The organism is Paracoccus sp. NSM (assembly GCF_052379855.1).
GTDB lineage: Bacteria > Pseudomonadota > Alphaproteobacteria > Rhodobacterales > Rhodobacteraceae > Paracoccus.
Genome location: NZ_JBQTCG010000001.1, coordinates 75,975 through 91,396, shown reverse-complemented (window position 1 = coordinate 91,396; position 15,422 = coordinate 75,975). Strand labels below are relative to the sequence as shown.

The 15,422-nt window shown below is 60.4% G+C and carries 12 protein-coding genes and 1 tRNA gene; 3 read left to right on the top strand and 10 right to left on the bottom strand.

The window, feature by feature from the left end; all coding sequences use genetic code 11:
* Positions 1–13: 13 nt before the first annotated feature.
* From ACTZWU_RS00460 to ACTZWU_RS00440, 5 genes are all read right to left on the bottom strand, one after another.
* On the bottom strand, positions 14–1,807 hold the full coding sequence (locus tag ACTZWU_RS00460; RefSeq protein ID WP_444735382.1) for a TniQ family protein: 1,794 nt from the start codon (positions 1,805–1,807) through the stop codon (positions 14–16).
* A gap of 32 nt (positions 1,808–1,839) precedes the next feature.
* On the bottom strand, positions 1,840–2,796 hold the full coding sequence (locus tag ACTZWU_RS00455; RefSeq protein ID WP_444735381.1) for a TniB family NTP-binding protein: 957 nt from the start codon (positions 2,794–2,796) through the stop codon (positions 1,840–1,842).
* Positions 2,789–4,945, bottom strand: a complete 2,157-nt coding sequence (locus ACTZWU_RS00450; protein WP_444735380.1) for a Mu transposase C-terminal domain-containing protein — start codon at positions 4,943–4,945, stop codon at positions 2,789–2,791. The genes ACTZWU_RS00455 and ACTZWU_RS00450 overlap by 8 nt, the downstream gene beginning before the upstream one ends.
* Positions 4,942–5,466, bottom strand: a complete 525-nt coding sequence (locus ACTZWU_RS00445; protein ID WP_444735379.1) for a TnsA endonuclease N-terminal domain-containing protein — start codon at positions 5,464–5,466, stop codon at positions 4,942–4,944. Before ACTZWU_RS00445 ends, ACTZWU_RS00450 begins: the two co-directional genes overlap by 4 nt.
* A gap of 378 nt (positions 5,467–5,844) precedes the next feature.
* Positions 5,845–6,066 carry a helix-turn-helix domain-containing protein gene (locus ACTZWU_RS00440; protein ID WP_444735378.1) on the bottom strand — a complete coding sequence of 74 codons (222 nt, stop codon included), beginning with the start codon at positions 6,064–6,066 and terminating at the stop codon, positions 5,845–5,847.
* Between the two features lie 175 nt (positions 6,067–6,241).
* Here ACTZWU_RS00440 and ACTZWU_RS00435 point away from each other — a divergent pair, with 175 nt between their 5' ends.
* The 3 genes from ACTZWU_RS00435 (at position 6,242) to ACTZWU_RS00425 (ending at position 8,034) form a co-directional block, all read left to right on the top strand.
* Positions 6,242–6,715 (top strand): helix-turn-helix domain-containing protein, encoded by a 474-nt coding sequence (locus ACTZWU_RS00435; protein ID WP_444735377.1) that lies wholly within the window; start codon positions 6,242–6,244, stop codon positions 6,713–6,715.
* Between the two features lie 438 nt (positions 6,716–7,153).
* Positions 7,154–7,348 carry a hypothetical protein gene (locus ACTZWU_RS00430; RefSeq protein ID WP_444735376.1) on the top strand — a complete coding sequence of 65 codons (195 nt, stop codon included), beginning with the start codon at positions 7,154–7,156 and terminating at the stop codon, positions 7,346–7,348.
* A gap of 134 nt (positions 7,349–7,482) precedes the next feature.
* Positions 7,483–8,034, top strand: coding sequence for a tyrosine-type recombinase/integrase (locus tag ACTZWU_RS00425; RefSeq protein WP_444735375.1), 552 nt, complete (start codon positions 7,483–7,485; stop codon positions 8,032–8,034).
* A gap of 82 nt (positions 8,035–8,116) precedes the next feature.
* Here ACTZWU_RS00425 and ACTZWU_RS00420 read toward each other — a convergent pair whose 3' ends face one another.
* From ACTZWU_RS00420 to leuB, 5 genes are all read right to left on the bottom strand, one after another.
* The gene (locus ACTZWU_RS00420) at positions 8,117–11,464 is read right to left on the bottom strand and encodes a DEAD/DEAH box helicase (protein WP_444735374.1); all 3,348 of its coding nucleotides are present in this window, start codon (positions 11,462–11,464) and stop codon (positions 8,117–8,119) included.
* Positions 11,457–12,245 carry a hypothetical protein gene (locus tag ACTZWU_RS00415; RefSeq protein WP_444735373.1) on the bottom strand — a complete coding sequence of 263 codons (789 nt, stop codon included), beginning with the start codon at positions 12,243–12,245 and terminating at the stop codon, positions 11,457–11,459. The genes ACTZWU_RS00420 and ACTZWU_RS00415 overlap by 8 nt, the downstream gene beginning before the upstream one ends.
* A gap of 622 nt (positions 12,246–12,867) precedes the next feature.
* Positions 12,868–12,944: transfer RNA gene (locus ACTZWU_RS00410), tRNA-Pro, on the bottom strand.
* A 47-nt stretch (positions 12,945–12,991) separates the two neighbouring features.
* The gene (locus tag ACTZWU_RS00405; protein ID WP_444735372.1) at positions 12,992–13,948 is read right to left on the bottom strand and encodes a DMT family transporter; all 957 of its coding nucleotides are present in this window, start codon (positions 13,946–13,948) and stop codon (positions 12,992–12,994) included.
* Between the two features lie 221 nt (positions 13,949–14,169).
* The gene (gene leuB / locus ACTZWU_RS00400) at positions 14,170–15,288 is read right to left on the bottom strand and encodes a 3-isopropylmalate dehydrogenase (RefSeq protein WP_444735371.1); all 1,119 of its coding nucleotides are present in this window, start codon (positions 15,286–15,288) and stop codon (positions 14,170–14,172) included.
* Between the last annotated feature and the right edge of the window lie 134 nt (positions 15,289–15,422).

Below are 15,422 nucleotides of genomic sequence, written 5' to 3'. Positions count from 1 at the left end.
GCACAACTAGCCACTATATCTGTCGATGCCCATTGAGGGTTTTTGCGAGATCGCGCATTTTGAGCACCTCCCGGACGACACTGATGTGATAAACGCGGCTGACATTCGGTACTGAATAGATTGGCCTGATCCCAAACGCCTCCAACCGCTTCGACAAGGGGCCGGGACGTTCGCCCAGCTCTGTTGCCAGCATACCGACCGTGAAGAACTGTTTCTCGAACTGCTCCAAGCTGCAACGCTCGACATACCATCTGATGCTGCGCGTGACAGGATGCCGCCGCCGGTTCAGCTTTAGGAGACCCTGACTCGCCAGGTAGTGCAGGGTTTGCTGATTGGTTCTCAGCCTTTTGGCGGTCTCCTTGGCGGGTGGATCGTCAGGTGCCTCCATGATGAGATGCCGTCGCACCTCTTCCGGATCCACGAGCACCGTGGACAGGTTTGGAGGGCCCGGTAGCCGACACGCGCTCTCTAGCCGCCGGTCCAAAAGCAGCCGGCAGATGTCCGCGATCGAGCATTTCACGTAGTTGTAGGTTTTCCAGAGCGTTCGAGATGCACCGGCTTTCGTCACTTCTGGTAGACTTGCAACTGCTCGCAGAAACGCATCAAGGTCACGGCGATGCAGGCGATGGACGCCTTCCTCCATTTCTCGCGCGATAAGCAGCCCGGCATTCTGAAGCTGTGCAAGCTGACTTGGATGACATCCTATGATGGATGCCGCTTCCGTCGTGGTGACGAACTGCCGGATATAGGCCTCGAGCTGCGAAACCTTTTCCACGCTGATCCCGCGCGACAGATCGGTGTCGTGAAGCCCGGCCTGCCTTAGCAACCGCACGACCCGCTCAGGGCGCATCTCGAGGCGCTTCCGCACATGCTCCAGGCTGAGCACCTTCGGTTCATGGACTGCCTGGCCCAAGATGGCGCGACCGGGATCGAGGGGATAGGTTTCAATGATGAAACTCCGGACGATATGCTGGATCGGTCGCAGTTCCTTCGGGGCTCGGCTTGCTGACAGCCAGTGGTAAAAGACCCCCAGATCGGCGGCATGCTGGAAGCCACCTTTGCGGATCGCATCGCTTTTCAAACCCTCAAGATTGCGTCTTAGTACTGCAGGGCCATCCTTAATTGCTGCAAAACCGGATCCCCCTGCTCGATGCAGCATTTCCTCGGTCAAATCGACGGCACGAACCATGGAGTCGAACTCCAAACGGGCGCCCAGCATCTCGGAGAGGCGAGAAACAACATGCATCGGGAATGCATCCAGCCACAAGCCAGGCCGGGTACCATCGAGCCGCCGCCTCAGGTACGCCTCCAACGGGGTCGAAACGGCACCGTCGCTAGCCTCATCAACCAGCGTTCTATGCCGTTCAATGCAGCGAACGACATCGTAGTTGGCGATCGTGTATGTCTCGTGTGGCAGCGAGGTGAGCCAGATCCCGTGCCGCTCGCAGGTTCTGATTGAGACAAGCTGCCAGTCGGCGCGACGAAATGCGCCTGAAAGGCCATGTCGGTGCATGCTTTCCGCGACACACTCGATGCAGATCTTTGTACGCGACCTGTGAATGGTTGCGATCGTTCCCGTTTCCCTGCCGATCCGGAAGCGCGAGGGGCCGGCCGTCCGCAGGGCGTAGCGTTGGAGCGCACGACGATCTGCTCCCGCAAGCGCCGCGAGTTTGTCGATCTCAACCGCTGAACCCCTGATGACGGCCTTCCAGTCGAGACCAATATCGAGGCAGAAGTCATTGGCTGTCGGGCACAGGTTGAGTACAGCGAGGCGCGATACGAAAGAAGTGGGTGTCTCTCGAAGCATCGGAACATGCGTCAGGGCCAGTATCCTAACACTCATGTGTCTTCCCCATCATCGAGAAGTCGCCGAACATCAATCCTTTCGAAATCGTCGGCTATGAAGACGTTGAGGCCGTCCACGCAGCCGGTTCGCTTGCGGAACATCGACGTGAAATGCGCACGCGAGAGCCCTTCAGCGCTCGCCTTCATGGCGTCTTCCAACGATGCGATGATCATCTCAATCATCAGGCCGAACTCGCGATCCGCCGCATTGGCCAGACGTGCCGCGATCTCCGGATTGAGGATGTCGGCAGAAACGGCGATCCCGGCAGCGTCGGCGTAGCGAGTGATGGCATTGAGGATGCGGTCGCTGTCCAGGAGGATATTCAGCCGGGCGAACTCGATCGGATAGACCCGCCGCGCCAGTTGCGGATCGTGATTGATCAGCGTTTTCAGTTCGGCGGTGCCGGTTAGGATCAGCCCCACCGGCCAGGATTTGTGCTGCAGAAGGGATTTCAGTGTGCTGACGACAGCGTTGAGCTCCCTGGGCGTCTGGTGACGCATGAGGTCCTGCGCCTCATCAATATGCAGGAACAACGTTCTGCGCGCTTCCAGATGCCCCTTGGCCATGCTCCAGATGATCTGAGCTGATTTGTCCCGCTTGAGCTCGAAACCAAGTGTTTCCAAAACCGTCTGACCGACGAATTTCAAGGTCGCGGGCGATGGCACCTGGAAGCTGGCGACGTCTAGCCTTGGGCCGTGAGGATCATGGAGCACTAGATCCGGTTGTGATGCGAAAAGGTGCTCGGCCGCGGTGGTCTTGCCGCTGCCTGACGCACCGATCAGGGCGATGCATCGGGCTTCGGCGATCACGCCAGCTTCCAGTTCCGTACGGCGTCGGTCCAGAAGGTAACGGAAGCGTTCGTCGAGTTCGCGATGGGTGCGGTTCTTCGAGAACATGCTCCGCAGCGCGAGGACGCGCTGCGGAATGCCATTCTGGGTGCCATCAGCCATGGAAGCTCCAGTCATCATCATCGCTGGACTTAGGTGGATCGACTGGACCTGCCTGTCCGCCGTCGCTTGGCGGTTTCGGCGCGTTGGGCGGCTCGATGACCTCACTCAGCAGATCATCGGGGTTCGGGCGCTTCCGCCCTGTCGGCTTCTCCAGGTCGCCGGAAGCCGCGGACGCTTTGGGCCCGACACGAAGGCCCAGGAAAAGCCTGCTCTCCAGACGGTTCAGTGCCTCGGCGGTCAGGTGTTGCGGCTGGATGCGCCGCAATTCCCGCGCCCGGGCATCGATAGCCCGAATCTTCCTGCGCGCTTCACGGATGATGTCCTCGGACAAGGAGGCCTGTTCCTTGAAGCGCGTGCGCAGGTCGCGCACGATGGTCTGCCATTCATCAAGCGAAAGCCCGTGAACGGCCTCAGAGACTGCCAGAGCAGAATGCCATTCGTGGCCCAGGCAGACCGATATATGGGTCAGATCCTCCGGATCGACCCGGACCGGGATTTCGATGTCTGCACCGCGCATCAGTGCTTCCTGAAGCATCGGGCAGGTGTAGTTGACGCCGAACACCCTTATACCATGCCGATCCAGCTTCCGGCTGAGCGGGATCCCGAAGACCGCGCGGCGCTGATTGGCATCAGGTGGCGGCGTGACGCCTTGCTCGGTGGACAGGCGCTTCCAAGCATTGGCCGGGGTCTCTCCCTTCAGGCCGGAATGCGGCGTATTATGGTAGATGTCGACGACGAACAGCGTGAAGATTTCTGCAAGCTCGTCATCGGTCAGCGCGGCCCATTGCTCGGATGGGTAATCGCCGCGCTCGGTCGGGTTGGAAAAGGTCCGCCCGATCAGCATCGGTGCAAGCTGCTGACCGAAGGTTCGGAAGATGCGCTCGATCCGGGCCCGCAGCTTCGGCACGCCTGCCGGTGGTGCCTCATAGGTGGCGCCTAGGTCGGCCACAGCCATGCGGAAGATCTCGGCGGCAAAGGCTGATCCCTGATCGGTCACCAGGACGCCGATGCCGCCTGAGTGATCCCATCGGCTGACGCAGCCAGCAGCCAGCGAGATTGGTGTCTTGTCCTGAATGATCAGGTTCAGCGTGCGGATCGCATCCTGGGCATTCGGCGTTGCAACGATCCGGAAACCCAGGACGCAACGGGTGGCACAGTCGATGGCGACATAGATCCAGCGCCGACCAACCGCGAACTTCGCTCGATCCCCTGCCGCCAGCCCATCCAGTGCGCCGCTGTCGCCGAGTAACGTGGCAAGATCGATCTGCCATTCATCCATTTCAACGCGCTGCAACGGATAATCCGCCATGAGACCCTCCTCGTAAAATCCGAACTTCCTGCGGGCCGCCTCGATGCCTTTGCGTTGGGCGACGACCTCGAATGGATCCAGCGCCTTGATCCGGCGCCGGACGGTGCGAGCGGAGGGAAATGGGAGACACGGCTTCCCGGCTTCGGCACGCCCGTTGTTCTCGATTTTGAACCGTTCCTGGACCTTATTCACGATGTCCTGCTGGGAGGGCTCGTTTCGGTCGAGGTAGCCAAAAACGCATTCTGCCAGCAGAGTTTCAGCTTCGGCCACCAGCTTGCGTGACGCTGGCCCAAGGCGACGCTTGCGCAAGAAGACGAGAGGGGTTCGCCCGGCCCTTTCATAAAGGCGCGCCCATTCCAGCAGCGTACGTGCACAAGGGAACTTGCGCGTGATGTAACCCTGACCGGCCCGAGGCGTACGCCCCACATCCTGCCCGCTATGCTCCACAGCGTTCACATGCTGTTCGAGCTCTGCCAGGATCTCTTCGACGCTGGCTTCCGAACGCGTGGTGTCGCCCCTCGCCTCCGCCTCCAGGAAGAACTTGGCGCATGTCGTCTGCCAGAGAATGCGGCTCCGTTCTTCCGCGGGCAGAGTCGCTAGGTACCTGAAGTCGCACCGCAGCCTCAGGAATGCGGATTGATCAGAGAATTGACCGCGTTTCAGGCGTGTGTCGGGCGCCGCGAGCAGTCTGAGCAACTCTTCACCCGTAAACGACAGACGGACATTGTCGTCATCAAGTCTTGCCCAGATCGTTCCGGTCTTGTCTGATCGGATGAGCCGATGCGCGGTACCGGCGATTTCGAGGCAGTCCGCCTCAGAGACACGGAAATGACGGGTCATTGCAGGGCCTCCGGAATGATGCGGGTCGTGGGAAGAATGTCGCCAGGCTCCAGGGCGCGCAGGATACCGGCATAGATGGCCCTGAAGGCTGCGCGGAACGCCCGACCGCCGAGTCCCGATGCTTCCACCAACTCGGCAATAGTCGTTGGCCCGCTGAGGCCCCGCACCAGGGTTTCGATAGAGCCGTCAGCCTCGTGGTCCGGGGTTCGCCGGAAATCGTGCAGCTTCTGCGCATTTCGGGCGGCTGATGGGCAGTAGGACTTCTCAGTGATCAGCACGATCTCATCGGCGAAACTGAGCGGAGTTGCCGCGCGGATGCGCTGCAGGGTTCCGCGGAAACCTTGGCGCTCGGCGATCGCATCGGGCTTCACCGCGATGGCAATGCGCTTTCCACTGGTCAGCGTGATCAGGAAGTCGAAGGTGTGGCTGCGCTTCCGGCCGTTGGCATCGTGATAGCAGATGCGCGCGGGCTGATCCCAGACATCGACAACATCCGGACGCGCCAGAAGCAGATAGAGCACATCCTGCTCTCGCTTGCTTTCGAAGTACCTCAGACGCGGCGGAGATCCGGAAGGTGGCCCTCCGCCGGTGACGTGTCCGCGGCTGCTGGCCTTGGATCGGGCGGGTGGTTTGCGTGTCGCCTTGCTTGGTAAGGGACGCTTGAACGAAGACTCTGATGAATAGCTCATGGCTGGTTGGCCCGGCGAATGGCCATGCACGACCATTCGCCCAAGGGCGCTCCTCCTGTCTCAGGGCAAGAAGGGTTGCGGCGCTGCCGGTGGCAGCGCTCGTGCTTGACTTTTTGAAGCTGGCGCGGGAGGATTACCTATCGAGGACCAATCGATTGGCGATCTCGGAAGCGACAGCTTTCGGGGTCGCTTTTCTATCCGGTGCTCATGTCAGCGCTCCTTCTCTATGTTGTACCGGTCGGGCCAGAGCGTCTCCGGCTTCTTGCCGAGCTTCTCTGCGATCAGCCCTTCGACGACCTTGCTGGACCTGTGTCCCTGCGACACCATCGAGGCCATGCTGAGGCTACAGCCCGCTTCTTGAGCAATGCTGCGCAGCGTGACCTGCTGTGCCCTGAGCGCACGCTTGATTTCATCGTGCAGTTCTAGGTTCACCTCTGGCGTTGATCGCAACATGTTGGCACGAACCCGACGAGTTGAGTGGATAGTTCACAAGAAAGCTAGCACTAGGATCGCGTCTTTATCAACGTAATTATCTTGCATGGTGTCGAGATACGTCCGAAAGTGCGTCTGCGCCGAGGGTTTCCGCATTTGCCCTACGGGGCGCAGGTTGCTCGTCGTTACGTCTGCCTTGGAGACAGTTGTGCCCGAACAGCCCTCTTCTGTATTGCCTGATCTCGATAGCGATATGGCCATCGGCAAACGTCTGGCCCTGATCCGCGTGGGCCTTGGGATGACACAGGCAGGCTTCGCCGCCAGCCTCAACGTGTCGCCGCGCTCGTACCAGCACTATGAAAAAGGAACGCGGAGCATCTCTGCGGAGCTCTTGCGCCAGCTCCGGGCATGCCATGGACTTGCTCCGAACTGGGTCCTGCTAGGCCAAGGCCTGCCCCGCGAAGGTGAGGATGAAGAAGCCTTGGCTGCCTTTGTCGAGGAGCTTGGCGCCCATCTCGCCGCGACACAGGTGTCACTGCCGCCGAAAAACCAGGGCAAGATCATATCCAAGTGGTTGAAGGCCCTGCGGGATGGAACCCGTGTCGGGATGCCGGATGTCAGGCACTGGGTCGATCTGCTGAAAGAGTGAGGTATCGCATGCCGCCATATTCGGTCGACCGGGGACTTGCGCAGATCGACCTTGAGCGGGCTTGGGCGCGGTCCATCGAGCACAGCAGGCGGGCGGGATCCGTCTATACGACCAGCGCTATCGTATTCGTTCTTGGCCAAATCAAGTTTTCCATGCTGGTCCCTGTCGCGGAGGCTTTTCTTTGGGAAGTAGTCCTATGGCTGTCATCCGCTGCGCTTCTTGTGCCGGCGTTCCTTTGGCTTGGACATGCCGTTTGGAGGGAGTGGCAAGCCTACAGGCGATTGGCAGCGCTGATCGGCCATCCAGGGGCAGCTATCAGCGGCACAACCCAAGCGCGCCTGAATCTATTCAAGGAGTTCTGTCGGGCCGGGCGCGGCTGACGCCGGATGCGCACAGGCTCCCTAGATAGGATGACATCACGGAGCAAAGAGGGGCGCGATGACACCTCGCCACCATCCCGACCGTCACGACCTAGATGACTGGGCGCTGTATGGACCCAAGAATCCCGAGATCGGCCAGCTTGTGGATCGATTAGCCTTCGATCACGGACTGCGGGTGAAGGAGATTGAGGATTTTATTCTGCAGGCACTGAAGAACCGCGTTGCTGAGGAGGAGGCGCGCCATAAGCCTTGATACTCACTCTTTACAGGATACGCTTTTCGTAAAGAGTTGGCGCAGACGGAGTGTACCAGAACGCATGCTTTCTTGACCTAAGCGGATCCGCCAAACCTATGTCCACACGGCGAAATGTCAAAAGTGATACAGATGTGGCCGCCGATGCCCATGAGCGCGGTCGGGACTATCTAGGCCTTGCTCAGATCGATAAGCTCCTCGCGTGCGCGAAGGCTGGCCGGCACGGTGCCCGGGATCACCTGCTAGTCCTGATGATGTTCCGGCATGGGCTGCGGGTTTCCGAAGCAATTGCCCTACGCCGGGATCATGTCGATTTGGAGCAGTCCCGCCTGTGGGTGCCGCGGCTAAAACGCGGGCTGAGCGTCGAGCACCCCGTCGAGGGAGACGAACTACGGGCGATCCGACGCTGCCTCGGCCAACGTGACGACTTTCTGCCTTGGCTGTTCGTCTCGGAACGGCAACAGCCGCTTACCCGGCAGGCCGTCAACTATGTTCTCGCGGCGGCTGGAGAACGGGCCGGTCTCGGTCATATCCATCCCCACATGCTGCGCCATTCCTGCGGTTTCGCGCTCGCCAATCGCGGATACGACCTACGACTGATCCAAGACTATCTTGGCCACCGTGATCCAAGGCACACAGCGCGGTATACGCGAACAGCTGCCAGCCGATTCGAGGGACTATGGTGAGGACCGAGCGACAGGGCCAAAGGGAGAATGGGCCAAGAACCGACCTTCGCTTTACCTTCTCGCCGCTCTCTTAGCACCGTTATCACAAATGAGGATTGTCGAATGGACCCAAGTCAATATTTGAGAACGCCTCGACAGCTTCTTTGAGGTTCTTACCCGCGCGAACCCTTTCCTTGAGACTTTCGAGTGTCTCGCCGCTTGTTGATGCAGCCACATGCGGGCGCACCTCCTCGAACGCGCGATGGGTTGCTCTTCGAGGTAAACCGCCAGCCAACATAGAAAATGCTGCCATCTCTGCATCTCGAAGCCCTCTTCGAACGCAGACATGAGCGAGGAGGAGGGGGCCAGCACCTTCCACAGTATTCGGCTCAGATCCTCCTAACGTGAATATTTGCATCATACGAGAAGGCAAACCCATCACGTGCGCCAGGTCGGGGATTATGCGAATGACAAACTTGCGTGCGTCAGGCGAGAACTGCGCCGAAGCCTCATTTGTCGATATCGTCTGCTGGATTTCTTTCAGGGGCGCGCCGTCCATCCATTGTCGCAGAGCCGCCTCAAGCTTGGGGACCGCATACCTCGCTTTCTCTTCATCCGATGCCAGGTCTCTATAGGTTTTCCCAAAGAGATCTTCGAAGGTCGAGGGCTTAATCATTCGGAAGAGGTGACCCGGATTGGCCTCCATCCATGAGAACATCCACTCGCAGATCCCGGCAACCGTGCTTGCCATGTCATCTTGGGCGTCGGCTAGCGCGTCAGACAAAGCTTTGAGCACGTCCTCTGGGAGGCCGACCATGGAGGTGAGGTCTCGGTATCTCTGATCCAGCACAACAGCATCTTTATCGGTGCCGGACATGACAGACAGGGCGGCCTCCGTGCGACTCGCGACCCACTGTTCGTCACCTGCCTTGCGCTTTAGGAACGCAGTGAGGCTCCGGGACAGATCGACCCGAGGCGAGCCTCCGTCTTCGCCTCCTGAGGGCGTTTCCATTAGACGGCTGACGACATACCGTTCCAGATCTCCGGCGTCCTCCGCCTTTTGATGGACACGGTCCATGACGGCTTCGAATGGGTCCTCGAGCACCAAGCACTGATCGGACTGGCTGAAAACCTCCCGGAGCTGCGTCCATTGCTCACCAATCGTTCCGTCTTCATCTGACAGGGGAACAACCTTTCCAGGAACAATCAGCACGATACCTGACGCGCTTTGACCCGCGCGTCCTGCCCGTCCGGCAGCATTCAGCAACGCAGCAGCATCGAGAAGATCTCGACGGTTCGTTTCACGATCGAAGCGGCTGTCTTCAGCGATGATCACCAAATCGGCAGGAAGATTCATCCCCTGCGCCAAAGTCGGGGTCGCCGCGAGTACCCGCAGGCCGTCATTCCTACCGTAAAGCCTCTCCGCCAAATCTCTTTCGTAGGGAAGCAAAAGGCCGTGATGCGCCGTGGCGGCGCTTTGCAGAAGACCGTTCTCGACGGCGAGATATACATCTCCCGCGTCACCCATTTCATCGACTGCCGTCTCGTATAGGTCCTTTTCGCCTGTAGTGAGTTCGGTCGGTGTAGCGTCGATGAGCGTCGATGCCTTTTTGGCGATCGACCATGCGTTCGGGATTGACTGGGAGAAGACGAGGGTCCGGAGTCCAGCCCTTGATGCCGATGCCGCGATGTGCGACGCAAGCTCGCCCGAGTTTGGGGTAAGGCTCCAGTAGTTGTTCGCCGTCAGCAGAACCTGATGATCCAAGAGCGAGAGCAGGGCGTAATCGTCGCGTTTCATCGAGGCCCATGTTTGTTTCAGACTGAACAGTCCCAATGGGGACGCATGGAGATCCCTCTTGAGCCCTACAGGCGGTAATTTTGTCGTCTTATTCCTCCACGCCTCCCCAATTTTCTGGTTCAGATGTTTGATTTCGCTTGCCTGATAGACGACGCAGCCCCGCAACTGCCGGGTTGGTTTCCAAACGTCGTCAAGGGGGATTGATCGACGCCCTTTCAGTTCTCCCCCAGTCAGCTCCCCAAGCCATTCAGCGATTTCTGCCGTGTTTTTCATCATCGCCGATAGAAGGACGAGGTCAGCCTCCGGGGCGACTCGCGTGAAGCGAATTAAGCAGAGCATCGCGTCGATGGCTCGCCGATCCCCGTCAGTCTTCGGGTGAATCAAATGGCATTCGTCGAAGATCAGCAATCCGACATCCGCGAAGCTATCAGGCTCAATGTGACTCGCGTAAAGGCATGCCTCTGGGGTCATGACGAGTATGTCAGGCAGCTCTTCGAGCAGCGTGCCTTCTTCAAACTCCTCTGCTCGCTGTCCCTTAACGTCGGTATTCGGGAAGGCAATCCGCAGATCCCGGGCCGTCTGATCGACCAGCGCATGGGTCGGCGCGAGGAAAACCACCTTCAGGTTTCGCAGAAGAGCTGCGTGGATCTTCAGTTGAGCGGTAGTCGATTTCCCTGCGCCTGTCGGAAAGCCAACAGCGCAGGATGTACCCGGTTCGAGATAACCTGCACTGATCGCGGCAAGGTGGTTAGTCCAAAGATATGGCCTCTTCTTCGCGATTCTTGCCATCGAATTGTGCCAACGATCCGCAGGTACACCGTCCGGCGGGTTGATATTGATGACTGCCGCCTCGAGAAGTGACGAAGTCGCCGTTTCGAGAAGCCGCGCCAAGTGGAACGGGCCTGGAAACGAAGCGATCGGTATCGGCGGAAAGCCTGCAATTGAGATGGCATCGTCTGGTTTCGCTGCTCTTGCGACGGCACGAAAGATCGCGGTAGGTCGGTCCCGATCCGCTTCCGGGATGCCTCCCAAAACAGCCGCGAGGGCACGGACGCCGTCGAGAATTCGGTGGTACAAAGCGTTCGCGGCTCGCGTGCCATCAACACCTTCGCCTGCGACCAGCTCGGTGACCGGACGTCGCTCCTGATTGAGGATTGTCCCAATCATTCCACGCGCTAACCAGCCGAGGTTCAGTACGAGTTCGTGTTGAAGCCGATCTTCTTCTGGTGACCGAAGCGCCCGCGCGGCCTCGGTGGCGTCAGCAGACGAGCCTGCGATCAAAAAAAGCAGCATTGCTGAGACGTCGGAACTGATCGCGTCCTCTGTGAATGAGGTAGTCCTTGAAGCCAAGCCGAGAAGAGCTTCGGCCTGGTGGACAAGTTGATGCGCGGACGCTGCTACGAAGCTTGCAGCGCGACGGTTCTCGCGCTCAGGACTTGTCGTAACCAATACCTCATTGGTCGCGGCAAGCTTACGCGCGAACGCGATGGTCTCGCTGATGTCGCCCGCAGGAGTCTCCGTATCGCGCAATGCGATGCGGGCCGACACGATCTCAGAAAACGCTTGCGACAGTTGTTCCGGCAACCGATCTCGATCGAGGCCGGGAAGGTCTGGGGCGGATCGGATTAGATCGGCCGTCCTCTCGTCATACATTTATGGCGACCTCCTCGGCATTGATGATTGCGGTTGCCATGACGGCGATATTTTCGAACCAGGGCCGGAGATTCTGAACTTGAAAGGCCTCCGCCCGGCGACGGTCGATCGCGCCGGAGACGGCCGCCTCGTAGCCCTTGTAGAGAGCCTTAAGGCCTTTCGCCGAAGCGTGCGTGTCGTCGATCGTTACCGCAACCCGGTAGGCCCGCCTCTCCGTCCACAAGATGGCGGCCACCACGGCATCGGGATTAGGATGCCCAGCACCCGCAAGCAATGTTGAGACACCATCGACGAGTTCAGCATCCCGTCTTCCCGTCTCAAAGTCCTGAAACTCGGGCCAAACCCGATCCCGGACCATAGATCGAGCATTTCCTGTCGCCTTCTCCTCAGAGATCACTACGCGCGCGATTTCCGCGTCGTCAAACTCAATGAAGAGCCCATCGAGACCCTTGTCCGCATGGCGCATATGTGGCAACCGGATCATGCCAGGCCTGCCTGCGCGGTGCGCGGCAATCCACGAGATCACTTGGAAAATCCATCCATCACGATGGGCCGGATCACCACTAGGGCCAAGTTTGAGTAGGTTCCGCGCACTCTCATAGCCGCCCATTGGGTAGTTGATGTCGACTAAACCGTCCTCGCGCAGAATGCGCTCAGCAACTCGGGCTTGCCCAATAGCCACGCGAGCAAGCAGCACTGCCAACTCATTTTCGTCCTCGATCCTCCAAGTAGCACCAGACCATATCTCACGCTCTAAGATAGGTGTCAGCGCAATTACCATGGTAGTCGGTCATCCCGTTTGGAGGCGAGTATTGCCCAAGGAGTATTGGTCCGGCAAAAGCTACGGAGTGCTCCCAGCCCATTGTGATGCTGCAGAAAGTGGTCCTCACCCAATCAATGTGTAACAAACGGAGCGTGTCTCAACACGTCCCTAATTAGAAGGCGAAAAGCAGGTAATCAATGTTGATGCGTCGCGGAATCTACTCCTCGCTGAATGACAGCTTTGGGCTGAAATTATAAGCGGGTCACCCGATAGGCGATCTGGCTTAGCGATCCGCGTCCTTACCTTCGCCCCATTGATCATCCATGAATGCCTTCAGCTCGGCCGATGTGAGCGTTTGCTCGCTGCATCGCGGCCTGGCCCTTTCCTGTAAGGAAGCGATGCGCTTTGCCAGCCGCTGCTCGTGCTCTGCCTTCGTGTTCTCGGGCTTCTGATCGTTTCTTCCCATGCTATTAGCCCCATCATTGGTGCGGCGACATTAGCAGACGGCTGTCCCAGATAAAAACTTAGGTTGGAGGCGCGAGAGAAAACTCTTCGCGTCTTACGTCAGTCTTGCTGCCGCAAAGGAAGAATTGTGGCCACTTGAGGAAGACTTCAGTGGCAATCGACAACACGCTCTTCATGGTCGGAGCGAGAGGATTCGAACCTCCGACCCCCTGCTCCCGAAGCAGGTGCGCTACCAGGCTGCGCTACGCTCCGACCGTGACTTGGGCAGGTAGCGAAAGCCCGTGGGGATTGCAAGCCCCTCAGCCGCGCGGACCCCACAATCTTTGCAGGATCGTGGTCTTGGGGGCGGTCACGGTCTCGCTGCGCATCCGGGTCTCGATCACGGGGCTGTTGGCGGAATTGCCGCCGCGCCGCTCGCGCCAGACGATGTAGACGCCCGAGCTCACGATCACCACGATGCCGACAATCGTCGGCAGATCGACCGATTCCCCGAACAGGAACCAGCCATAGGCCGTCGCCCACAGGATCTGGGAATACTGCATCGGCGCGACCATCGCGGCCTCGCCCGCGCGATAGGCCAGGATCAGCAGAAAGCCCGCCACGAGGCCCATCGCCGCGATCGCCCCGCTCAGCGCCAGCGCGCCCGCGGTCATCGGCTGATAGGCAAAGCCCAGAGACGCGCCGGTCACCGCGAAATTGGCCAGCATCGGCCACATCATCAGCACCATCGGCCGCTCGGTCCCGCCCAGCTTGCGGATGATCACCGCCGCTGTGGCCCCGGTCAGCGCGGCCAGCAGCGCCGCCAGATGGCCCGCCGACAGGGCCTGCGTGCCCGGGCGCAGCACGATCAGCACCCCGATCAGCCCAAGCGCCACCGCGAACCAGCGATGCCGGCCCACCTTTTCGCCCAGCAGCGGGATGGACAGGACCGTGATCAGCAGCGGCATGGAAAACAGGATCGCATAGACCTGCGCCAGCGGCAGCGTCGAGAAGGCGTAGAACCCCGTCATGCCGCCCAGCACCGCGCAAACCGTGCGCAGCGCCACCCAGCCCGGATTGGCGGCGCGCAGCGTGCCGGGATTGGGGTCGCGCAACAGGACCAGCGTCACCAGCGGAAAGGACAGCAGCGACGAGAAGAACAGGATCTGCAACGGCGGATAGCTGCTGCCAAGCGCCTTGATCACGACATCATGGGTCGCGTAGATGCCCATCGCCAAAAGCGCCAGCGCGGCGCCGCGCAAATTGTTTGCGGCCATGGTCCCTCCGATGTCGCTGTTGGCGCCAACACAAGGCATCCGGGCAGCAATTGTCAATCCCGCAGAGGTCGGGAATCCGGTCGGCTTGATCGTGCGCCCGGCTGCGGCGCGGGCGGCCGACGGCCTTGCCGGACCTTGGGACAATCCGGCCCGGCAAGCCCCGCCAGCGCGCCCAAAGGTCACGCCGACGGGATCGGGCCAATGCAATCAGGCCGACAGGATCAGGCAGACAGGGCCGCCACGATCCGGTCGCCCATCTCGGCGGTGCTGACCGGCTGGCCGCCTTCGGGGCCCATCAGATCGGCGGTGCGGACGCCCTCGGCCAGAACCGTCTGCACGGCGGCTTCCAGCTGATCGGCGGCCTCGCCCTCGGCAAAGGAATAGCGCAAGGCCATCGCAAAGCTGAGGATGCAGGCGATCGGGTTCGCCTTGCCCTGACCCGCAATGTCGGGGGCCGAGCCGTGGACGGGTTCATAAAGCGCCTTGGGCCGGCCATTGGCCATCGGCGCGCCAAGGCTGGCCGAGGGCAGCATCCCCAGAGACCCGGTCAGCATCGCCGCCGCGTCCGACAGAAGGTCGCCGAACAGGTTGTCGGTCAGGATCACGTCGAACTGGCCGGGCTTGCGGACAAGCTGCATCAGGCCCGCATCCGCATACATGTGCGACAGCTCGATCTGGCTGTATTCGTTGTCATGCACCCATTGCGTTTCCTCGCGCCACAGGATGCCCGATTCCATCACATTGGCCTTTTCCATCGAACAGACCTTGCCGCGACGCTTGGCGGCCAGTTCAAAGGCGGCGCGGGCGACGCGCCGGATCTCGCCCGAGGTGTAGCGCTGCGTGTTGATGCCCACGCGGCCGCCCTCGTTGCCCGGCGTCGGGTCGGCCTCGATCCCGCGCGGGGTGCCGAAATAGACGCCCGAGGTCAGCTCGCGCACGATCAGGATGTCCAGCCCGGCGATGAACTCGCGCTTGAGGCTGCTGAAATCGGCCAGCGCGTCAAAGCACTGCGCCGGGCGCAGGTTGGCGAACAGGTCCATCTCCTTGCGCAGGCGCAGCAGGCCGCGCTCGGGCTTCACCGAGAAATCCAGATCGTCGTATTTCGGGCCGCCGACCGCGCCCAGAAGGACCGCATCCACCGATTGCGCCACATCCATCGTCTCGTCGGTCAGGGGCGTGCCATGCGCGTCATAGGACGAGCCGCCGACCAGACCATGCTGGATGTCGAACGGCATGGCGCGGTTCGTCTTGAACCAGTCGATGACCTTGACGACCTCGGCCATGACTTCGGGGCCGATCCCGTCGCCGGGCAGGATGAGAAGCGAATAACGGTCGGACATGAACCCTCCAAAGCGCGCCGGGATGGCGCGGGTCTTCGGCCGCCGGACGCGGCGCAAGGCCGGGTTAGACAAGGGTTGCGCGTGGGTCAAGTTCGCGGGCATCCTCACGCCGAGTTGCCTTGCACCCCGGCGCC

What these genes read in the sequence shown, in the direction of transcription:
- ACTZWU_RS00460 (WP_444735382.1), bottom strand. Translation starts at nt 1,807, where the DNA reads ATGCTTCGAGAGACACCCACTTCTTTCGTATCGCGCCTCGCTGTACTC.
- ACTZWU_RS00455 (WP_444735381.1), bottom strand. Translation starts at nt 2,796, where the DNA reads ATGGCTGATGGCACCCAGAATGGCATTCCGCAGCGCGTCCTCGCGCTG.
- ACTZWU_RS00450 (WP_444735380.1), bottom strand. Translation starts at nt 4,945, where the DNA reads ATGACCCGTCATTTCCGTGTCTCTGAGGCGGACTGCCTCGAAATCGCC.
- ACTZWU_RS00430 (WP_444735376.1), top strand. Translation starts at nt 7,154, where the DNA reads ATGACACCTCGCCACCATCCCGACCGTCACGACCTAGATGACTGGGCG.
- ACTZWU_RS00420 (WP_444735374.1), bottom strand. Translation starts at nt 11,464, where the DNA reads ATGTATGACGAGAGGACGGCCGATCTAATCCGATCCGCCCCAGACCTT.
- ACTZWU_RS00415 (WP_444735373.1), bottom strand. Translation starts at nt 12,245, where the DNA reads ATGGTAATTGCGCTGACACCTATCTTAGAGCGTGAGATATGGTCTGGT.
- ACTZWU_RS00405 (WP_444735372.1), bottom strand. Translation starts at nt 13,948, where the DNA reads ATGGCCGCAAACAATTTGCGCGGCGCCGCGCTGGCGCTTTTGGCGATG.
- leuB (WP_444735371.1), bottom strand. Translation starts at nt 15,288, where the DNA reads ATGTCCGACCGTTATTCGCTTCTCATCCTGCCCGGCGACGGGATCGGC.